Origin of the sequence: Micromonospora sicca, assembly GCF_003172935.1 — a bacterium.
GTDB lineage: Bacteria > Actinomycetota > Actinomycetes > Mycobacteriales > Micromonosporaceae > Micromonospora > Micromonospora sicca.
In genome coordinates this window covers 1-17,929 of sequence record NZ_QGKS01000410.1, presented here as the reverse complement: position 1 = coordinate 17,929, position 17,929 = coordinate 1, and the positions used below count along the sequence as shown (strand labels likewise).

16 protein-coding genes are annotated in these 17,929 nt (G+C 74.0%); all 16 read right to left on the bottom strand.

Annotated elements, in window-relative coordinates:
• Positions 1-71: 71 nt before the first annotated feature.
• Positions 72-1,574 (bottom strand): potassium/proton antiporter, encoded by a 1,503-nt coding sequence (locus DKT69_RS31935; RefSeq protein ID WP_109805147.1) that lies wholly within the window; start codon positions 1,572-1,574, stop codon positions 72-74.
• Between the two features lie 22 nt (positions 1,575-1,596).
• The gene (locus DKT69_RS31930) at positions 1,597-1,902 is read right to left on the bottom strand and encodes a DUF167 domain-containing protein (protein ID WP_109805146.1); all 306 of its coding nucleotides are present in this window, start codon (positions 1,900-1,902) and stop codon (positions 1,597-1,599) included.
• Positions 1,903-1,908: 6 nt separating this feature from the next.
• The gene (locus tag DKT69_RS31925; RefSeq protein ID WP_109805145.1) at positions 1,909-2,637 is read right to left on the bottom strand and encodes a hypothetical protein; all 729 of its coding nucleotides are present in this window, start codon (positions 2,635-2,637) and stop codon (positions 1,909-1,911) included.
• A 74-nt stretch (positions 2,638-2,711) separates the two neighbouring features.
• Positions 2,712-3,515, bottom strand: coding sequence for a DivIVA domain-containing protein (locus tag DKT69_RS31920; RefSeq protein ID WP_109805144.1), 804 nt, complete (start codon positions 3,513-3,515; stop codon positions 2,712-2,714).
• A gap of 43 nt (positions 3,516-3,558) precedes the next feature.
• Complete coding sequence (locus DKT69_RS31915; RefSeq protein ID WP_109805143.1) at positions 3,559-3,864, bottom strand: YggT family protein; 306 nt, start codon at positions 3,862-3,864, stop codon at positions 3,559-3,561.
• Between the two features lie 28 nt (positions 3,865-3,892).
• Complete coding sequence (locus DKT69_RS31910; protein ID WP_109805142.1) at positions 3,893-4,585, bottom strand: cell division protein SepF; 693 nt, start codon at positions 4,583-4,585, stop codon at positions 3,893-3,895.
• Between the two features lie 193 nt (positions 4,586-4,778).
• Positions 4,779-5,531, bottom strand: coding sequence for a YggS family pyridoxal phosphate-dependent enzyme (locus tag DKT69_RS31905; protein ID WP_109805141.1), 753 nt, complete (start codon positions 5,529-5,531; stop codon positions 4,779-4,781).
• A gap of 9 nt (positions 5,532-5,540) precedes the next feature.
• Entirely contained in the window at positions 5,541-6,656 is a 1,116-nt protein-coding gene (ftsZ, locus tag DKT69_RS31900) for a cell division protein FtsZ (RefSeq protein ID WP_109805140.1), read from the bottom strand.
• A gap of 261 nt (positions 6,657-6,917) precedes the next feature.
• Positions 6,918-7,736: a cell division protein FtsQ/DivIB gene (locus DKT69_RS31895; RefSeq protein WP_109805139.1), complete on the bottom strand. Its 819-nt coding sequence runs from the start codon at positions 7,734-7,736 to the stop codon at positions 6,918-6,920.
• A complete protein-coding gene (gene murC, locus DKT69_RS31890) occupies positions 7,733-9,214 on the bottom strand; it encodes a UDP-N-acetylmuramate--L-alanine ligase (RefSeq protein WP_109805138.1) in 1,482 nt (493 codons plus the stop codon). The genes DKT69_RS31895 and murC overlap by 4 nt, the downstream gene beginning before the upstream one ends.
• A gap of 31 nt (positions 9,215-9,245) precedes the next feature.
• Entirely contained in the window at positions 9,246-10,352 is a 1,107-nt protein-coding gene (gene murG, locus DKT69_RS31885) for an undecaprenyldiphospho-muramoylpentapeptide beta-N-acetylglucosaminyltransferase (RefSeq protein WP_109805137.1), read from the bottom strand.
• Entirely contained in the window at positions 10,352-11,758 is a 1,407-nt protein-coding gene (locus DKT69_RS31880) for an FtsW/RodA/SpoVE family cell cycle protein (RefSeq protein WP_109805167.1), read from the bottom strand. The genes murG and DKT69_RS31880 overlap by 1 nt, the downstream gene beginning before the upstream one ends.
• 232 nt (positions 11,759-11,990) lie before the next feature.
• On the bottom strand, positions 11,991-13,115 hold the full coding sequence (mraY, locus tag DKT69_RS31875) for a phospho-N-acetylmuramoyl-pentapeptide-transferase (protein WP_109805136.1): 1,125 nt from the start codon (positions 13,113-13,115) through the stop codon (positions 11,991-11,993).
• Positions 13,112-14,509: a UDP-N-acetylmuramoyl-tripeptide--D-alanyl-D-alanine ligase gene (locus DKT69_RS31870; RefSeq protein ID WP_109805135.1), complete on the bottom strand. Its 1,398-nt coding sequence runs from the start codon at positions 14,507-14,509 to the stop codon at positions 13,112-13,114. The genes mraY and DKT69_RS31870 overlap by 4 nt, the downstream gene beginning before the upstream one ends.
• A complete protein-coding gene (locus tag DKT69_RS31865; protein WP_109805134.1) occupies positions 14,506-16,029 on the bottom strand; it encodes a UDP-N-acetylmuramoyl-L-alanyl-D-glutamate--2,6-diaminopimelate ligase in 1,524 nt (507 codons plus the stop codon). Before DKT69_RS31865 ends, DKT69_RS31870 begins: the two co-directional genes overlap by 4 nt.
• 92 nt (positions 16,030-16,121) lie before the next feature.
• Positions 16,122-17,929, bottom strand: a 1,808-nt coding sequence (locus tag DKT69_RS31860) for a peptidoglycan D,D-transpeptidase FtsI family protein (protein WP_236648481.1), incomplete at its 5' end; no start/stop codon positions are given.

The window sequence follows — 17,929 nt, the reverse complement described above, 5'->3', positions numbered from 1 at the left end:
ACGTGCCGCACCGTTGCTCCGCGATTCAGCCCCGAACAGCCACCAATCAGGGCAAAAGGAACGCTAGCAGATTATCCGTCCCGGTCCTCGCCGTACTCGCCAAACCACCGCGCCAGCCGGCCCCGGCGGCTGACTGCCCGCAGCCGCTGCTCCACCTCGTCCCGGACCTCGGCGGTGGCGACGATGAGCAGGCTGTCGCCGACCTTGAGCCGGGTGTCCGGGCCGGGCACGAAACCCGCCCCGTCGCGCAGCACCAGGGTCACCGAGGCCCCCACCGGCAGCCGCAGCTCGTCCACGTGCACCCCGCCGAGCCGGGAGCCCGGCGGCACCTCGACCTGGAGCAGGTCCGCGCGCATCCGCTCCAGCGGGGCCGTCTCGACCCGGATCTCGGCCGCCTCGGCCGGGGCGGTCACCCCGAGCCGGCGGGCCGCCGGGGCGAGCGTTCCGGCCTGCACCAGGGTGAAGATCACCACCAGCACGAAGACCGCGTCGAAGAGCCGGTCCGCCCCCGGGACCCGCCCGGAGAGCGGGATGGTGGCCAGCACGATCGGCACCGCTCCACGCAGCCCGGCCCAGGACAGGAAGGCCTGCTCCCGCAGGCGGACCCGGAACGGCAGCGCGGAGACCGCCACCGACAGCGGGCGGGCGGCCAGCACCAGGGCCAGGCCGGCCACCACCGCCGGCAGCACCGCGGCGTCCAGCCGGCCCGGCGACACCAGCAGGCCGAGCAGCACGAACAGGCCGATCTGGGCCAGCCAGGCCAGCCCGTCGGCGAAGCCCAGGATCGCCTGGCGGTGCGGCAGCCGGGCGTTGCCGAGCAGCACCCCGGCGACGTACACGGCCAGGAAACCGGAGGCGTGCAGCACCGCTCCGGCGGCGTACGCGAGCACGGTGAAACCGACCACCGCGATCGGGTAGAGCCCCGCCGAGGGCAGCGCCGCGCGGCGCAGCGCCCACCGGCCGGCGATCCCGGCCGCCACCCCGACCGCCGCGCCGGCAGCCAGCTCGTACCCGACCAGGAGGACCTCGTACCACCAGGGGTGGGCGGCGGGGCCGGCCCGGGACAGCAGCACCACCAGGATGACCACCGGGGCGTCGTTCATGCCCGACTCGGCCTCGAGGGTGGCCACCAGCCGGGGCGGCAGGCGCAGCCGGCGCAGGGTGGCGAAGACGGCCGCCGCGTCGGTGGAGGAGAGCACCGCGCCGTAGAGCAGCGCCAGCCGCCAGTCCAGGCCGAGCAGCAGGTGAACCACCAGCCCGACGACCAGGATGCTGACCACCACGCCCACCGTGGAGAGCGCGGCGGCCAGCCCGAGCACCGGCCGCAGGGTGCTCCACCGGGCGCTCAGCCCGCCCTCCGCGATGATCACGATGAGCGCGCAGAACCCGAGCACCCGGGTCAGCTCGACGTCGTCGAAGCGGATGCCCAGGCCCGCCTCGCCGATCGCCACCCCGAGCGCGAGGTAGACCAGGAGGCTGGGCACCCCGAGCCGGGTGGAGAACCGCACCGCACCCACCGCCACCAGCAGGACGGCCGCGCCGAGCAGCAGCGCGAGATCCAGCCCGGCGCTCATCCGCGGCCGGCCCGGGCGGCCCTCACTCGGCCGATCCGTCGCGCAGCCGGCGCAACACCCCGGTCAGCTCCGACGGCGGGCGCTCGATCAGGAAGAGCTTGTCGCGGCTGGCCGCGCCGGTGCGCAGCGAGACCGCCGCGGCCCGGACGCCCAGCGCGTCGGCGAGGGCGCGGCGGGCCGCCTCGGTGGCCCGGCCGTCGACCGCCGGGGCGTTCACGGCGATCACCAGGGCCGGCCCGTGCGGTCCGTCGAAGCGGCCGCCGACCCGGGCCCGCGAGGCGCCAGGCTTCACCCGTACGGCGACGGTGAGCGTCTCGTCCACGGCCATCCGCGTTCAGGCCGGACGCGCGTCGTCGAGCAGGGCGAGGTCCGGCGAGCAGTACGCGCACGGCGTGAAGCCCAGTTCGACCGCCTCGGAGACGGGCAGCGGCTCGTCGTCGCGGCCGACGAGGTGCGGGCAGTCGGCCAGGTGGTAGCGCGGCCGGCCGTCCACCACGCGTACCTCCGCGTCCAGCCGGGCGACCCGCGCGGCCTCGTCCGGCGACACCTGCTGGACCGGCGGCTCGTCCGGGAGCGGCCCCTCGCCGGCCGGCGAGGTGGGCGCCGGCGAGTCGAGGAAGGGACCGTCGACGCGCGACGGCACGTCGACGAAGCCCACCCGGGCGTCGTCGAAACCCGGCGGCACGTCGTCGGCGCGCGGACCCCGTTGGGTCGGCGGGGCGAACGGGTCGGCCGCCGGCGGCTCGGGCGGTTGCCGCCACCCGGGTCCGTCGGAGCCGACCGTCGAAGGAACGTGCTGGACCGGGATCCCCGGCTCCCCGGGCGGGGGGCCGTACCCGGTCGGCGTGCCGACCGGACCGGTCCGGGTGCGGTTGCGCGGCCCGGTGCCCCGGTCCGTCGTCGCCCGGGTGGCGGCTGCCTGGCGGGCACCCACGACGAGGGCGACGGCGGCCAGCAGGCTGGCCGCGATGGAGGTGATCAGCAGCGCACTGGACCCGCCGGCCAACCCGGCCACCAGGAGCACGGCGGCGACGAGGATGAGCAGGACGCTGGCGACTATCACGGCTCACCCCCGCCGCATCGGGTCGGTCTGCGAGCGGTCGGCGGCCGTCGCGGGGACGGCCGCCGACGCCGGGATCAGCGACCGGACTCGAGCGAGCCCGAGCGGCCGCCACCGTACGAGCCGGCGAGGCCGGCGGCGGCGAGGCCGTTGCTGCCGCCACCGGAGCGATTGCCGTCGGCGCGGTTGACCTCGGCCTCCAGGCCCTGGGCCCGGCCGTCGAGGTCCCGCAGCTGGCTCTCCAGGTACGCCTTGAGCCGGGTGCGGTACTCCCGCTCGAACTGCTTGAGCTCCTCGATGTGCTTCTGCAGCGCGGTGCGCTTGGCGTCCAGGCCGCCCATGGCCTCCTGGTGCCGCTGGCGGGCGTCCCGCTCCAGCGCGTCGGCCTTGGCGCGCGCCTCGCGGGTGACCTCCTCGGCCTTGGAGCGGGCCTCGGAGAGCAGCTGGTCGGCCTCGCGGCGGGCGTCCGACACGTGGTCGTCGGCGGTCCGCTGGGCCATCATCAGCACCCGCAGCGCCTGCTGCTCGCCGTCAGCGCCGGCGGCCGGGCCGCCCTGGGCGCGGACCTGCTCCAGCTCGGCCTGCATCGCCCGGGCCGCCTGCTCGGCGGCCGCCTTGTCGCGCTGCACCCGGTCCAGCTGGGCCTTGACGTCGTTGAGCTCGGCCGCGAGACGGGCGTCGCCGCCGGGGCCGGCGGGGGCGGGGCCGCGACCGCCGCGCTCCACCTGGGCGCGCAGCTCGTTGTTCTCCTCGATCAGACGGGCGAGCTCGCGCTCGACCTCATCCAGGAAGGCGTCGACCTCCTCCTCGTCATAGCCCCGCTTGCCGATCGGCGGCTTTTTGAAGGCGACGTTGTGGACGTCGGCCGGGGTCAGCGGCATCGAAACTCCTCGGGTCAGTTGCGGCCGCGAAAGCGCGCGCTGGTCAGGAGAAGTTCCTGATCAGCGGATCTAACACGAACTCCATCAGCACGAACAGGATAACCAGGAGCACAAGGGAGGCCAGGTCGATGCTCACGGTACCAATTCGCAGTGGTGGGATCACACGCCTCAACGTCCGCAGAGGCGGATCAGTGACGCTCCACACCGATTCCAGTCCCGCCGATGCTCCCCGTCCTGGTTGCCAGCGGCGACCGTACGCCAGAACGGCTCCAAGGACAAATCGGGCTAAAAGCACAAGCAGGAAGAGATAGGCGAGCAGATACAGCACCTGGAACAGGATCGACAACACGGCAGGCGACGTCCCTCGGTCGGGCGGGCTAGCTCAGGCTGAAAAAGCCGCCCTCAGCGATCTTGGCCTTGTCCTCCGCGGTGACCTGGACATTGGCCGGTGAGAGCAGGAACACCCGGTTGGTCACGCGCTCGATCGTACCGCGCAGTCCGAACGCCAGCCCGGCGGCGAAGTCCACCAGCCGGCGGGCATCCGCCTCGTCCATCTCGGTGAGGTTGATGATCACCGGCACCCCGTCGCGGAAGTGCTCGCCGATGGTGCGCGCCTCGCGGTAGGTGGTGGGGTGCAGCGTGGTGATCTGGTAGCGCTGCTCCTCCTCCGCCACCACGGCCCGCTCGCGGGGCTGGACCTGCGGCGCCAGGGCGAGGTTGTCCCTGGTGTGGTAGGTCAGCGCCCCCGAGGTCTCCCCGGCCCCCGACCGGGTGATCGACCGGACGCTCGACCGCTCGACCCGCTCCGGCCGCTCGCCGTCGGCGCGGTCGGCCTCCGCCGCCCGGCTCGAGGCGCGCTCGGTCAGCCGGCCCCGGTCACCGACCCGGGACCGGGCCGGCGGCTCCTCCGACTCGTCGTCCTCCTCGTCGGCGAACTCCTCGGAGTAACGACTCGACCGGTAGCGCGAGTCACGGTAGCCACCCTTGTCGTAGCCACCGTCCTCGTAAGCCCGCTCGTCGTCCTCCTCGACCAGACCGAGCCAGACCCCCGCCTTGCGCAGTGCACCCATCCCGCGCCCTTCCGTCCGCCGTGCGGCACGCACCCCCGTGCCGTGTCGCTTGATCACGTGTGGACAACGATGCCCACCGGACCGGATCAGCAATCCCCCTGGCGTGCGATTCGCGGTCCGCCCGCCATGGCCCCCCACAACGGGATGCCGTTCCTGAACAACACTGATGTAATTTGCTTCTTTCGCGGTCAGGCTACCGCAGCGTGGGGCGCATTCCGAGCAACGCGCTGCCGACGCGGACATGTGTCGCGCCGTATCCGATCGCAGTTTCCAGATCCCCGCTCATTCCGGCGGACAGCATGGTCGCCGCCGGATGCCGCCGGCGGAACCATTCCGCCACCTCTCCCAGCCGGGCGAAGGCCCGCTCCGGTTCCCAGCCCAGCGGCGCCACCGCCATCAGCCCGCCCAGCCGCAGCGCACCCGCGCCGGCCACCGCCTCCGCCACCGGGCCGAGACCGCGGTCCGGGTCGACCGAGTCCGGCAGCGCTCCGCCCCGGGCCGGGTCCCCGTCGATGCTGACCTGCACCAGCACGTCCAGCGGCCGCTCCCGGTCCGGAGTCGCCGCCGCCGCGGCGTCCAGCGCCCCGGCCAGCCGCACGCTGTCGACCGACTGCACGACGTCGGCGTACCGGACCACCGAGCGGCACTTGTTGCGCTGCAACTGGCCGATGAAGTGCCAACGCGGTCGCACCCCGGCCGCCGCCACCTCGGCGGCCTTGGCGGCCGCCTCCTGGTCGCGGTTCTCCCCCACGTCGGCGACGCCCAGCGCGGCCAGGGCCAGCACGTCGCCGGCCGGGTAGGTCTTGGTCACCGCGATCAGGGTGACCTCGGCACGGTCCCGGCCGGCGGCGGCACAGGCGTCGGCGATCCGGGCCCGCACCCGGGCGAGCCCGGCCGCGAGTTCGGCACGCCGGTCCGGTCGTACCGTGGCTGGTGTCTCCGTCATCGGCGCGGCTCAGGAGCCGTTCTTCAGGAAGTCCGGCACGTCCACGTCGTCGAAGAGCACCCGGCGCGGCGACTGCTGCGGCGCCGGCATGGTGGCCGGCGGCGCGACCGGCGTGCCGGGCTGGGCCGGCTGATTCTGGTTCGGCTTGCGGACCGGCTCGGCCGCCTTGTACGAGGGCGTGCCCCCGTCGAAGCCGGCCGCGATCACGGTGACCCGGACCTCGTCGCCGAGCGCGTCGTCGATGACCGCGCCGAAGATGATGTTGGCCTCCGGGTGCGCCGCGTCGGTGACCAGCTGGGCCGCGTCGTTGATCTCGAACAGGCCCAGGTCGGAGCCGCCGGCGATGGAGAGCAGCACGCCCCGCGCGCCGTCCATGCTCTGCTCCAGCAACGGGCTGGAGATGGCCGCCTCGGCCGCCTCGACCGCGCGGTTCTCGCCCCGGGCGCTGCCGATGCCCATCAGCGCGCTGCCGGCACCGCTCATCACGCTCTTGACGTCGGCGAAGTCCAGGTTGATCAGACCGGGCGTGGTGATCAGGTCGGTGATGCCCTGCACACCGGAGAGCAGCACCTGGTCGGCGGTCCGGAAGGCGTCCATCATGGAGATGTTGCGGTCGCCGAGCGCGAGCAGCCGGTCGTTCGGGATGACGATCAGTGTGTCGCACTGGTTGCGCAGCTCGTCGATGCCGGACTCGGCCTGCACCTGGCGGCGCTTGCCCTCGAAGGAGAACGGCCGGGTCACCACGCCGATGGTCAGCGCGCCGAGCTTGCGGGCGATGTTCGCCACCACCGGGGCGCCGCCGGTGCCGGTGCCGCCGCCCTCGCCGCAGGTCACGAAGACCATGTCGGCGCCCTTGAGCACCTCCTCGATCTCGTCGCGGTGGTCCTCGGCGGCGTTCTTGCCGACGTCCGGGTTGGCCCCGGCGCCGAGCCCCCGGGTCAGCTCCCGGCCCACGTCGAGCTTGACGTCGGCGTCGCTCATCAGGAGCGCCTGCGCGTCGGTGTTGATCGCGATGAACTCGACGCCCTTGAGCCCAACCTCGATCATCCGGTTGACGGCGTTGACGCCGCCGCCCCCGATGCCGACGACCTTGATGACCGCCAGGTAGTTGTGCGGAGGTGTCATCTCCGGTCCTTTCCCTTCGAGATTGGCATGGGCCGACCCCACACGGCTTGGCCAGACCAGCGGTCGACGCAGTTCCCAGCGAGGCGGCGAGGCGAAACCCTCACCCTCTACTAGAGGCTTACAGTTATGTCAACCACTGATCCTCTTCGGGGCAACGTAAGCGCCTCCACGCCGAGAGCCAAGGACCCGCCCGGCGTGTCGCCGCCCATAGCGGGACGAGTCACGTCCCGCCCCCCGCCGCACCCCGCACCGACCGGCGGATCACTGGAAGGTGACCACGTCCGGCGCGCTCACGTCGATCGTGTCGGCCTTGCGACCGAGCAGCGCCGTCGCCACCCGCGACTTGTCCGCGCCCCGGGTGGCGTCCCCCCAGACCACCGTCCGGTCGTGCCGCAGCCGCAGCGTGATCCGGGCCAGCCCGGCCACGTCCACCGAGACCAGCTCGGCGCGCAGCTGCGGGCTCAGCGCGGCGAGCACCGTCAGCCCCGCCCGGGTGCCCGGGTCGTCGGGCCCCGGCCAGCCGACCCGGACCAGCGGCAGCCCGTCCGGGGCCCGGGGCACGCTCCGGAAGACCACGCCGGCGCGGTCGACCACGGCGAACAGCTCCCCCTGGGGCACCGCCGCCACGGCCGTCCGCTCCACCACCCGGATCACCAGCGTGCCCGGCCAGTCGCGGGAGACCGACACGCGCTCCACCGGCGCCAGGGCGCCGACCCGCCGGGCGGTCGCCGCCAGGTCCACCTTGGCCAGGGGCTGGTTGTCCGGGACCGCCGCCGCGTCCCGCACCTCGACCGGGGTGACCAGCTTCGCGCCGACCACCCGGACCTCGCGGACGCCGAACAGGCCGGTGCCCAGCACGGTCCAGGCGACCAGCCCGGCCAGGGCGAACACCCCGGCCGCCACCGCCCAGGGCAGGGCGGCCCGCATCCGGCGCTGCCGGGCCCGGGCCATGAACCGCCGGGTGGACGGCGGGACCGCGTCGCTGCCGGCACGGACCAACTGCCAGCGCCGCACCGGTCCGCGCCGGCCGGCGCCGCCGTCCGGGCCGGGCGTCCGGCCCCGGGCCGGTCCGGGACTCATCCGGCCGCGGCGGCCGCGCCGTCCGTGTCGACGGCGGCGCCCACGGCCGTCGCACCGCCGGTCCGGGCCAGCAGCGCGTCGAGCAGCTGGTCGCCCATCAGCGAGATGGGCGGCGCGCCCATGGTCACCACGACGTCGCCCGGCCGGGCCCGCCGGGCCACCTCGGCCGGCGCCTCGTCCCAGGAGTCCACGAAGACCTTCCGGTCGGCCGGCAGCGGCACCGCCTCGACCAGCGCGGCCGAGCCCTCGCCGGGCTGCCGCAGCTCACCGGGGCCGAAGACCTCCAGCAGCACCAGCTCGTCGGCGATGCCGAGCGCCCCGGCGATGTCGGCCTGCAGGTCCCGGGTGCGGTACAGCCGGTACGGCTGGAAGACCACGATCAACCGGCCCTCGCCGGCCACCTCGCGCAACGTCTGCAGGGCCAGCGTCATCGAGGTCGGGTGGTACGCGTACTCGTCGTAGACCAGCACGCCGTCCGCGACGCCCTTGCGCTCGAACCGCCGCCGGACGCCGGGGAACGCGCCCAGCGCGGCCTCCGCCGCCTCGATCGGCAGCTCCAGCAGGTACGCCGCGAGCACCGCAGAGGCGCTGTTCATCCCCATGTGCCGGCCCGGGACGGGCAGCCGGATCTCGCCCAGCGACCGGCCCTCGATCTCGGCCAGGAAGCGCACCCCCTGCGCGGAGGAGGCCATCTCGCTCAGCCGCAGGTCGGCGTCGGGGGCCTCGCCGTACGTCCAGACCCGGCGCCCCTCCGCCCGCAGCGTCGCGGCCAGCCGCCGGCCACCCGCGTCGTCGGCGCAGGTGATGATGAACCCGTCCGGGTCGGTGAGCCGGGCGAACTCGGCGAACGTCGCCTCCAGGTTCGCCAGGTCGCCGTACGTGTTGAGGTGGTCCGCCTCGATGTTGGTGATGATCGAGACGTACGGCCGGTAGATCAGGAACGAGCGGTCGCTCTCGTCCGCCTCGACCACGAAGTACTCGCCGGTGCCGTGGTGCGCGCCGGAGCCCACCTCGGAGATCTCCCCGCCGATCACGAAGGACGGGTCGGCGCCGGCCTGCTGGAGCACCATGGTCACCATCGACGTGGTGGTGGTCTTGCCGTGGGTGCCGGCCACCGCCACCGTGCGCCGGCCGGTCATCGCCGCCGCCAGGGCCTCGGAGCGGTGCAGCACCCGCAGGCCCCGCCGGCGCGCCTCGGCCATCTCCAGGTGGTCCTGCGGGATGGCCGAGGAGTAGACCACGGTGTCCACGCCGTCGAGGTTGGACGCCTCGTGGCTCATGTGGATCGTGCCGCCGAGCGCCCGCAGGCCGGCCAGGGACGGCCACTCCCGCAGCTCGCTGCCGGAGACCGGCAGCCCCCGGGTGAGGAAGAGCCGGGCCAGGCCGCTCATGCCGACCCCGCCCACCCCGATCAGGTGGATCCGGCCCAGGTCCTCCGCGGTCAGCGTGCCGGCGGGCGTGAACTGCGCGGTGTTCATTCCGAGTACCTTCCCGTCGCGGTGGCCGACGTCATCGGGCCACCGCCTCGTAGACGAAGTTCAGCAGCGCGACATCGCCGTCGCGGCGCCCGTACCCGCCCGCGGCGGCGCCCATCGCGGCGAGCCGCTGCGGGTCCCGGATCAGCGGGATGATCGTCCGCTCCAGCCAGTCCGGGGTCAGCTCGGCGTCGTCGACGAGCAGCCCGCCGCCGGCCTCCACCACGGGCAGCGCGTTGCGCTTCTGCTCCTGGTTGCTGTGCGGGTACGGCACGTAGATGGCGGGCAGCCCGATCGCGGCCACCTCGGCGCAGGTCATCGCCCCGCCTCGGGCCAGCATCAGGTCGGCGGCCGCGTAGCCCAGCTCCATCTCGGACAGGTAGGGCAGGGTCACGTACGGCACCGGCAGGTCGGTGGGGACCGACACCGGCTCGTTGCGGGCGCCGATGACGTGCAGCACCTGCACGCCGTTGCGGGCCAGTTCCTTGGCCGCCCCGGAGACCGCCAGGTTGATCGAGCGGGCGCCCTGCGAGCCGCCGGCGACGAAGAGCACCGGCAGGTCGGGGCGGAGTCCGAAGTGGGCGCGCGCGGCGTTCCGCATCGCCGCCCGGTCCAGCCCGGCGATACCCCGGCGCAGCGGCACGCCGACCACCCGGGCGTCGCGCAGCGACTCGGCCTGCGCCGGCTGGTGCGGGAAGCCCACGGCGACGTTCTTGGTGAACTTCATCCCGAGCCGGTTGGCCACGCCCGGGGGCACGTTCACCTCGTGGATGACGATCGGCAGCTCGCGCCGCCAGGCGGCGAGGTAACCGGGGACCGAGACGTACCCGCCGAAGCCGACCACGACGTCGGCCTGCACCTCGTCGATCACCTTGCCCGCCGCGCGGGCCGCCTTCCACATCCGGTCCGGGGTCCGGACCAGGCTCATGTTCACCGAGCGGGGCAGCTGGTAGGCCGGGATCTGCCGCAGGTCGTAGCCGGCCGGCGGGATCAGCTCGTTCTCCAGGCCCTTCGGGGTGCCCAGGCAGGTGATCCGGACGCGCGGGTCGTGACGGCGCAGGCAGTCGGCGAAAGCCAGCAACGGGTAGATGTGTCCCCCCGTGCCCCCTCCACAAAGCACCACCGAACGCAGCGGACCCATCAGCGTCTCCTCTCGCTCGCCGTGCCGGCGCGCGTCCGGCTCGGCCGGGCGCCGCGGACCGCGGCCTGGTCGTCCTCCCGCCGCGCACGGGACCGGGGTACGGACCCACGGTCGGCCGGTGGCGACGCCGGGCGGCGGCGCCGGCCGGGAAGCGGCGGCAACGGGGCCCAGACTAGTCGGACCCAGCGGGCCGGCGGACGGGCATGCAGGGCTCGGGCCGCGTCGGGCTCCGCGCGGGCGAACGAGGCGAGCATCCCGACCGCCGCCAGGGTGACCACCAGGGCGCTGCCGCCGTCGGAGATGAACGGCAGCGGCACGCCGGTCAGCGGCATCAGGCCGGTGACCCCACCGATGTTGATCACCGCCTGGCCGACCAGCCAGGCGGTGACGCCGGCGGCGGCGAGCCGGCGGAACGGATCCTCCACCCGCCGGGCGATCCGCAGCCCGGTGTACGCGAGCACGGCGAAGAGCACCAGCACCACCGTGCAGCCGACCACGCCCAGCTCCTCCGCGATGATCGCGAAGATGAAGTCGTTGTGCGCCTCGGGCAGCCAGCCGAACTTGAGGCTGCTCTTGCCCAGCCCGACGCCGAACCAGCCGCCGTGCTCGATGGCGTTGCGGGCCTGGACGATCTGGTAGCAGTTGGTCTCGAAGCACTTCGCCGGGTTGGGCGGGTTGATGAACGAGGTGAGCCGGGCCAGCCGGTAGTTGTCGGCGTCCCGGGAGCCGGACCCCGCGCCGACCGAGGCCGCGGCGACCAGCAGGCCGATGCCGAGCAGGCCGACCGCGGAGAGGGCGGCGAAGATCTGCAGCCGCACGCCGGCCGCCCAGAGCAACCCCACCACCAGGGCCAACAGGCAGAGCATGCTGCCCAGGTCGTTGTAGCCGACCAGCACGAAGAGCAGGGCGACCACCGGGAAGAGCGGGGTGGCCAGCTCCTTCCACCAGCCCAGCGCGGCGCCCTTGCGGGCCAGGACGTGCGCTCCCCAGAGGGCCAGAGCCAGCTTGGCCAGCTCGGCGGGCTGCACCTGGATCGGGCCGAGATAGAGCCAGAGCAGGTGGGCCCGCAGCGGGCCCACCGACTTCACCCCGAACAGCGACTTCAGCGCCACCAGCAGGTTGAGCACGAGCAGCAGCACCACCGCCGCGCCCAGCACCGGCCGGCCCAGTGCGCGGAAGGTCCGGGCGGGCAGGCGCTGGCAGGCCCAGAACGCCACGATGCCGATGATCGCGAAGATCGTCTGCTTGACCAGGGAGGCCGAGGCGTCGCCGCCCTCGGCGTAGTCCTTCACGCTGGTCGCCGAGAAGACCATGGTCAGCCCGATCACCAGCAGCAGGCCGGCGCTGGAGAGCAGCAGGTAGTAGGAGGCCAGCGGGCGGGCCAGCAGGCCGCGCAGCGCGGCCAGCCCGCCGGCCGCGTCCAGCCCGAACAGCGCGCCGGGCGGCTCCGCCGGCCGCGGCGGCACGGGCGGTCGGCGGATCTGCGTCTCGGTCGTGCCCTCGGTGTCTCGTTCCTCCCCCACCCGCCCATCATCGCGGCTGGGTCGGCCCGCCCGTGGCGCAACCGGCCGGTCGGCGTGTCGGAACGGGAAAGGAGGGGCCACCCGGGCCCCTCCTTCGCGCCGTCGGTGTGCCGGGTCAGGTGACCGCGGCGAGGAATTCGCTGTAGAACAGGCCCAGCGCGATGGCCACGCCGATCCCGGCGATGATCCAGAACCGGACCACGATGTTGACCTCGCTCCAGCCGGCCAGCTCGAAGTGGTGCTGCAGCGGGGACATCCGGAACACCCGCTTGCCGGTGGTCCGGAACGAGATGATCTGGATCACCACCGACATCGTAATGATCACGAAGAGCAGGCCGATGATCGGCAGCAGCAGGATGGTCCGGGTGGACATCGCCATGCCGGCGATCAGGCCGCCCAGGCCGAGGGCGCCGGTGTCGCCCATGAAGATCCGGGCCGGAGAGGTGTTCCACCACAGGAAGCCCACACAGGCCCCGGCCGCCGCGCCGGCGATCAACGCGATCTCCAGCGGGTCCCGGACCGTGTAGCAGTACGCCTCGGTGTAGTTCGGGTCCGCGCACCAGTGCCGGTACTGCCAGAAAGCGATCAGCGCGTACGCGGCGAGCACCATCACCGAGGCGCCGGTGGCCAGGCCGTCCAGGCCGTCGGTGAGGTTGACCCCATTGGTCGCCGCCATCACCACCAGGATGATCACGATCACCGAGGCGACCTTGCCGATCTCCAGCGCCGGGATGTCCCGGATGAAGCTGAGCGTGGTGCTGCCCACCGTCTCGGCGTTGGTCCGGGCGCCCGTGACGTCGTACATCCGGCTCGGGAAGTAGAGCGCCACGATGCCGAAGATCGTCCCGACCAGGATCTGGCCGGCGAGCTTGCCGCGCTTGTTCAGCCCGCCGCTGTGCCGCTTGCGGACCTTGAGGAAGTCGTCGATGAAGCCGACCGCGCCGGAGAAGACCATCAGGCCGAGCAGCACCAGCGCGGTCATGGTCGGCTCCACCTGGGCGATCTGGGCGTCCGGCAGGGTGGTCAGCGCGAGGTGCCCGGCGACGTACGCGATCACCGTGGCCAGGATGAAGACCACGCCGCCCATCGTCGGCGTGCCCTTCTTGCCCTGGTGCATGGCCGGGCCCTCGGCCCGGATCGGCTGGCCGGCCTTCAGCCGGGTGAAGACCTTGATCGCGATAGGGGTGCAGAGCAGCGAGATCAGGAAGGCGACCCCGATGGCGACGATGACCGCCCTCATGAGGTGACCCCCTCCCCGGTGGCCTCGCGCAGCGCGTCGACCACCTCCCAGGTGCGGTACCGGGAGCCCTTCACCAGCACCACGTCACCCGGACGTAGCTCGCCCCGCAGCACCTCGACGGCCGCCGCCTGATCGGTGAGCAGCACCGACTCTCCTCCCCAGTCACTTACCGCTGTCGCGCCTTCCTGGATCGGCGCCGCCAGCTCGCCCACCACGAGCAGCCGGTCGACGCCCAGCTCGGCCGCGAGCCGGCCGACCTGCTGGTGCCCCTCCCGCTCGAACGTCCCCAGCTCGGCCATGTAGCCGAGCACCGCGACGGTACGCCCCTGCCCGCGCAGGCCCGCCAGCGCCCGCAGCGCGACGGCCATCGAGGCCGGGTTGGCGTTGTACGAGTCGTCGATCACGGTGACCCCGTCGGAGCGCTCGAAGACGTCCATCCGGCGGGTCGAGACCAGCCCCAGCTCGCCCAGGGCGACGGCCAGCTCGGCCAGGGGCATCCCCAGCTCGCGGGCCACCGCCGCGGCGGCGAGGGAGTTGGAGACCTGGTGCCGCCCGGTCAGCCCGAGCCGCACCGGCACGCTGCCCTCCGGCGTCACCAGGGTGTACGACGGCCGGCCCCGCCCGTCCAGCGCCACGTCCACGGCCCGCACGTCGGCGTGCGGCGCCTCGCCGTAGCGGACCACCCGGGCCCGGGTACGGGCGGCCATCGCGTCGACCAGCGGGTCGTCGGCGTTGAGCACGGCCAGGCCGTCGGCGGGCAGCGCCTCGACCAGCTCCCCCTTGGCCAGGGCGATGGTCTCCACCGAGCCGAACTCGCCGATGTGCGCGACCCCGACGTTGAGCACCACGGAGATCCGCGGGGGCACCACCTCGCACAGGTAGCGGACGTGCCCCACCCCGCGGGCGCCCTTCTCCATCACCAGGTAGCGGGTCTCCGGCCCGGCCTGCAGCGCCGTGTACGGGTGACCCAGCTCGTTGTTGAACGAGCCGGGCGGCGCCACGGTCGGACCGAGCCGCACGGTGAGCTGGGCGATCAGATCCTTCGTGGTGGTCTTGCCGGAGGAGCCGGTCAGGCCGATCACGGTGAGGCCGGGCAGCCGGTCGACCACCGCGCGGGCCAGGCGTCCCATCGCCGCGAGGGCGTCGTCGACCAGCACCATCGGCACGCCGGGAACCTCCCGGGTCCCGAGCACCGCCACCGCGCCGGCCCCGACCGCCCGGGCGGCGTAGTCGTGCCCGTCCACCTTCTCACCGGGGAACGCCACGAAGAGCCCACCCGGGGTGACCTTGCGGGAATCGAACGCAACCGACCCGGTCACCCGGGCGTCCGGGTCGGCGGCGACCAGCCGCCCGTCGACGGCCGAGGCGACCTCGGCCAGGGTCAGCGGGATCACCGTCGACCCGCCAGGTCACCGAAGCGGGCCCGCAACGCCTCGGCGAGCTCGACCCGGTCGTCGAACGGGAGCACCTCGCCGGCGATCTCCTGGCCGCGCTCCTGCCCCTTGCCCAGCAGCGCCACCACGTCGCCCGGTTCGGCCAGCCGGACCGCCTCGGCGATGGCATCCCGCCGGCCGGGCGCCTCGATGATCCGGGCGGCGGCGCTCGCCGCGTACGCCCCGGCGAGCACCTCGGCCCGGATCGCGGCCGGGTCCTCGGTGCGCGGGTTGTCGTCGGTCACCAGCACCACGTCGGCTCCCTCCGCCGCGGCGGCGCCCATCACCGGCCGCTTGCCCCGGTCCCGGTCGCCACCCGCGCCGATCACGCAGATCAACCGGCCGGCGGTCAGGCCGCGCAGCGCGACCAGGACGGCCTCGATCGCGTTCGCCTTGTGCGCGTAGTCCACCACCCCGCGCACCGGCGCGTCGCCGCTGACCAGCTCCAGCCGCCCCGGCACGCCGCCGCAGGCGGAGACCCCCGCGACCGCGGTGGCCGGGTCCACCCCGGCGGCGACCAGGGTGGCGACGGCCAGCAACGCGTTCGCCACGTTGTGCCGGCCTGGCAGCGCCACCACGGCGGGCAGGGCCAGCCCGTCCGGGCCGTGCACGGTGAAGCGCTGGGTGTACCCCTCGTCGTCGATCCCGTCGGCCCACCAGGTGGCGGCCGGGTCGCCGGCCGCCGAGTAGCTGACGGTGGCCGGCTTGAACAGCGGTCGCAGCGCCGGGTCGTCGTGGTTGAGCACCTCGACCGCACAGCGCCCGTCGAAGAGCTTCGCCTTCGCCGCGAAGTAGTCCGCCGAGTCGGCGTGGAAGTCCAGGTGGTCGGAGCCGAAGTTGGTGTAGCCGCCGACGGTGAAGCGGACCCCGCCGACCCGGCCCATGGCCAGGGCGTGGCTGGACACCTCCATGACCACCGCGTCCACCCCGCGCTCCCCGGCGACGGCGAGCATGGCGTGCAGGTCGGTCGCCTCCGGGGTGGTCCGCACGCTGTCGATCACCAGGTCGCCCAGCCGGGTCTCCACGGTGCCGATCAGGCCGGTGGTGCGGCCCGCGGCGCGCAGCCCCGACTCGATCAGGTAGCTGGTGGAGGTCTTGCCGGCGGTGCCGGTCACCCCGATCACGGTCAGTCCCGCGGTCGGGTCGCCGTAGACGGTGGCGGCGACGTCGCCGAGCACCGCCCGGGGGTCGTCGACCACCAGCGTCGGCAGGCCCGCCCCGGCGGCCAGCTCGGCGCCGGCCAGGTCGGTCAGCAGGGCCACCGCCCCGGCCTCGGCCGCCCCGGCGGCGAACTCCGCGCCGTGCCGGCGGGCGCCCGGCAACGCCGCGTAGAGGTCCCCGGGACGGACCTCCTGGCTGGCGTGGGTCACCCCGGTCACGGCCACCTCGGCGGCGCCCGCCGGCGGCGCGACGGCGAGCCGGGCGGCGAGGTCGCCGAGCCGGACGGGATTCACGGTACGGGGACGTGGATTGCCGGGCACGGCGTCAGACCCTACCCGGTCGTCCGGGTTCCGACCGCACAGCCGCCCCGGTGGTTCGTCGCCACTCACCGATCATGTCCCGTCCGCCCCGCTCAGCGCGGAAAGACCTCGAACTTGGGGGACTTGCTGGTCGCCGACGGCGGCACCCGGTAGTGCCGCAGCGTGTAGCCCATCATCTCCCGGAAGGCCGGCGCGGCGACCGCGCCGCCCTCGCCGCCCGGGCTCCAGACGAAGACCGCCACCACGTACCGGGGGTGCTCGGCTGGGGCCATCCCGATGAACGAGGCGACCGCGCCGGGCTGCTGCTGGCCGTCGGCGTAGCGCAGTCCGGTGCCGGTCTTGCCGGCCACCCGGTAGCCGGGGACGGCGGCGGCCAGGCCGGTGGCCGGCCCCTCCGGACCGTTGACCGTGGTGACCGCCTCCAGCATGGTGCGCAGCGCGGCGGCGTTCTGCGGGCTGAGCACCGACCGGGTCACCGGCGCCGGGCCCGGCGTCCGCTTCCCGTCCGGGCCGATCACCTCCCTGATCAGGTGCGGCTGGACGTACGTGCCGTCGTTGGCCACGGCGGCGTACGCGGCGGCCATCTGCAGGGGGGTGGCGTCCACGCTGTGCCCGATCGGCACCGACCCGTACGCCGAGCCGCTCCACTGGTCGGCCGGGAGCAGTCGCCCGGAGGCCTCCCCCGGCAGGCCCTCGCGGGTGGGCTGCCCCAGCCCGAACCGCTTCTGGTAGTCGATGAGGCGGTCCGGCCCCAGCTCGCCAGCGATCTTGATGGTCCCGACGTTGGACGAGTACGCCAGCATGCCGGGGATGCTCATCTTCTGCCCGTTCGCCGGGTGCGTGTCCCGGAAGGTGACGCCGCCCTTGACGATCGTGTTGGGGACGGGGAACGCCGTGTCCGGGGTGATCACGCCCTCCTGGAGGGCCGCGCCGTAGGTGATCGCCTTGTGGATGGAGCCCGGGTCGACCACGAAGCTGGTCGCCGCGTCCTCCCGGTCCGTCGGCTTGCTGCCCTCCGGGTCCGCCGCGTCGTAGGTGGGGTTGCTCGCCTGGGCCAGCACCTCGCCGGTGGGCACGTCGATGATCACCGCGGCGCCGACGCTGCCCCTGGTCTGCGCCATTCGGGCGGTGAGGATCCGCTGCGCCTGGAACTGGAGGTCCCGGTCGATGGTCAGCTCCAGTGAGCTGCCCGGGTTGGGCTGGGTGGTCTGGCTGTAGCCGCCGGGAATCGGCGCGGCCAGGTCGCCCTGCCCGACCTCGTAGGTCTTCTTCCCGGCCTGCCCCTGGAGCAGGTCGTCGTACTTCGCCTCCAGCCCCTCCAGGCCGACCATGTCCTGGCTGACGAAGCCGATCAGGTTGGCGCCCAGGTCGCCGCCGGGCACCTCGCGCCGCTCGTCCCGGTGCACGCCGATGCCGGCCAGGTCCAGCGCCATGATCTGCTTCGCCTTGCCGATCTCGACGCCGCGGGCCAGGTACTCGAACTGCGACGGGATGCCCGTCGGCAGCTTGCGGGGCCTCATCCTGTCGGCCAGGTCGGAGACGGGCACGCCGAGCAGCGGGGAGAGCAGCCGGGCGGTGGCGAACCGGTCCTTGACCCGGGTCGGGTCGGCGAAGACGTACCGGGCCTCGACGCTGTGCGCCAGCGGGGCGCCGGTCCGGTCGTAGATCGCGCCGCGCGGGGCGGGCAGGTCGACCACGGCGAGCCGGTCGGTGACGCCGCCGTCGGCGTACGCCGGGGTGTCCACGGTCTGCAGGAAGACCAGCCGGATGCCGATCGCGGCGAAGAGCGTCAGGGTGAGCAGCGTGCCGAGCCGCAGCCGGCGGCGCGGGTCGGCGAGCTTCGGCGGGCGGCGCGGCTTGCGCGACGGCCGCCGGGCGGCGGGCCGGTCCGGCCGGCGCG

Coding starts and splice junctions, on each gene's coding strand:
- DKT69_RS31895 (WP_109805139.1), bottom strand. CDS start 7,736: ATGAGTCCCGGACCGGCCCGGGGCCGGACGCCCGGCCCGGACGGCGGC.
- DKT69_RS31930 (WP_109805146.1), bottom strand. CDS start 1,902: ATGGCCGTGGACGAGACGCTCACCGTCGCCGTACGGGTGAAGCCTGGC.
- DKT69_RS31935 (WP_109805147.1), bottom strand. CDS start 1,574: ATGAGCGCCGGGCTGGATCTCGCGCTGCTGCTCGGCGCGGCCGTCCTG.
- ftsZ (WP_109805140.1), bottom strand. CDS start 6,656: ATGACACCTCCGCACAACTACCTGGCGGTCATCAAGGTCGTCGGCATC.
- DKT69_RS31920 (WP_109805144.1), bottom strand. CDS start 3,515: ATGCCGCTGACCCCGGCCGACGTCCACAACGTCGCCTTCAAAAAGCCG.
- murG (WP_109805137.1), bottom strand. CDS start 10,352: ATGGGTCCGCTGCGTTCGGTGGTGCTTTGTGGAGGGGGCACGGGGGGA.
- DKT69_RS31905 (WP_109805141.1), bottom strand. CDS start 5,531: ATGACGGAGACACCAGCCACGGTACGACCGGACCGGCGTGCCGAACTC.
- mraY (WP_109805136.1), bottom strand. CDS start 13,115: ATGAGGGCGGTCATCGTCGCCATCGGGGTCGCCTTCCTGATCTCGCTG.
- DKT69_RS31910 (WP_109805142.1), bottom strand. CDS start 4,585: ATGGGTGCACTGCGCAAGGCGGGGGTCTGGCTCGGTCTGGTCGAGGAG.
- murC (WP_109805138.1), bottom strand. CDS start 9,214: ATGAACACCGCGCAGTTCACGCCCGCCGGCACGCTGACCGCGGAGGAC.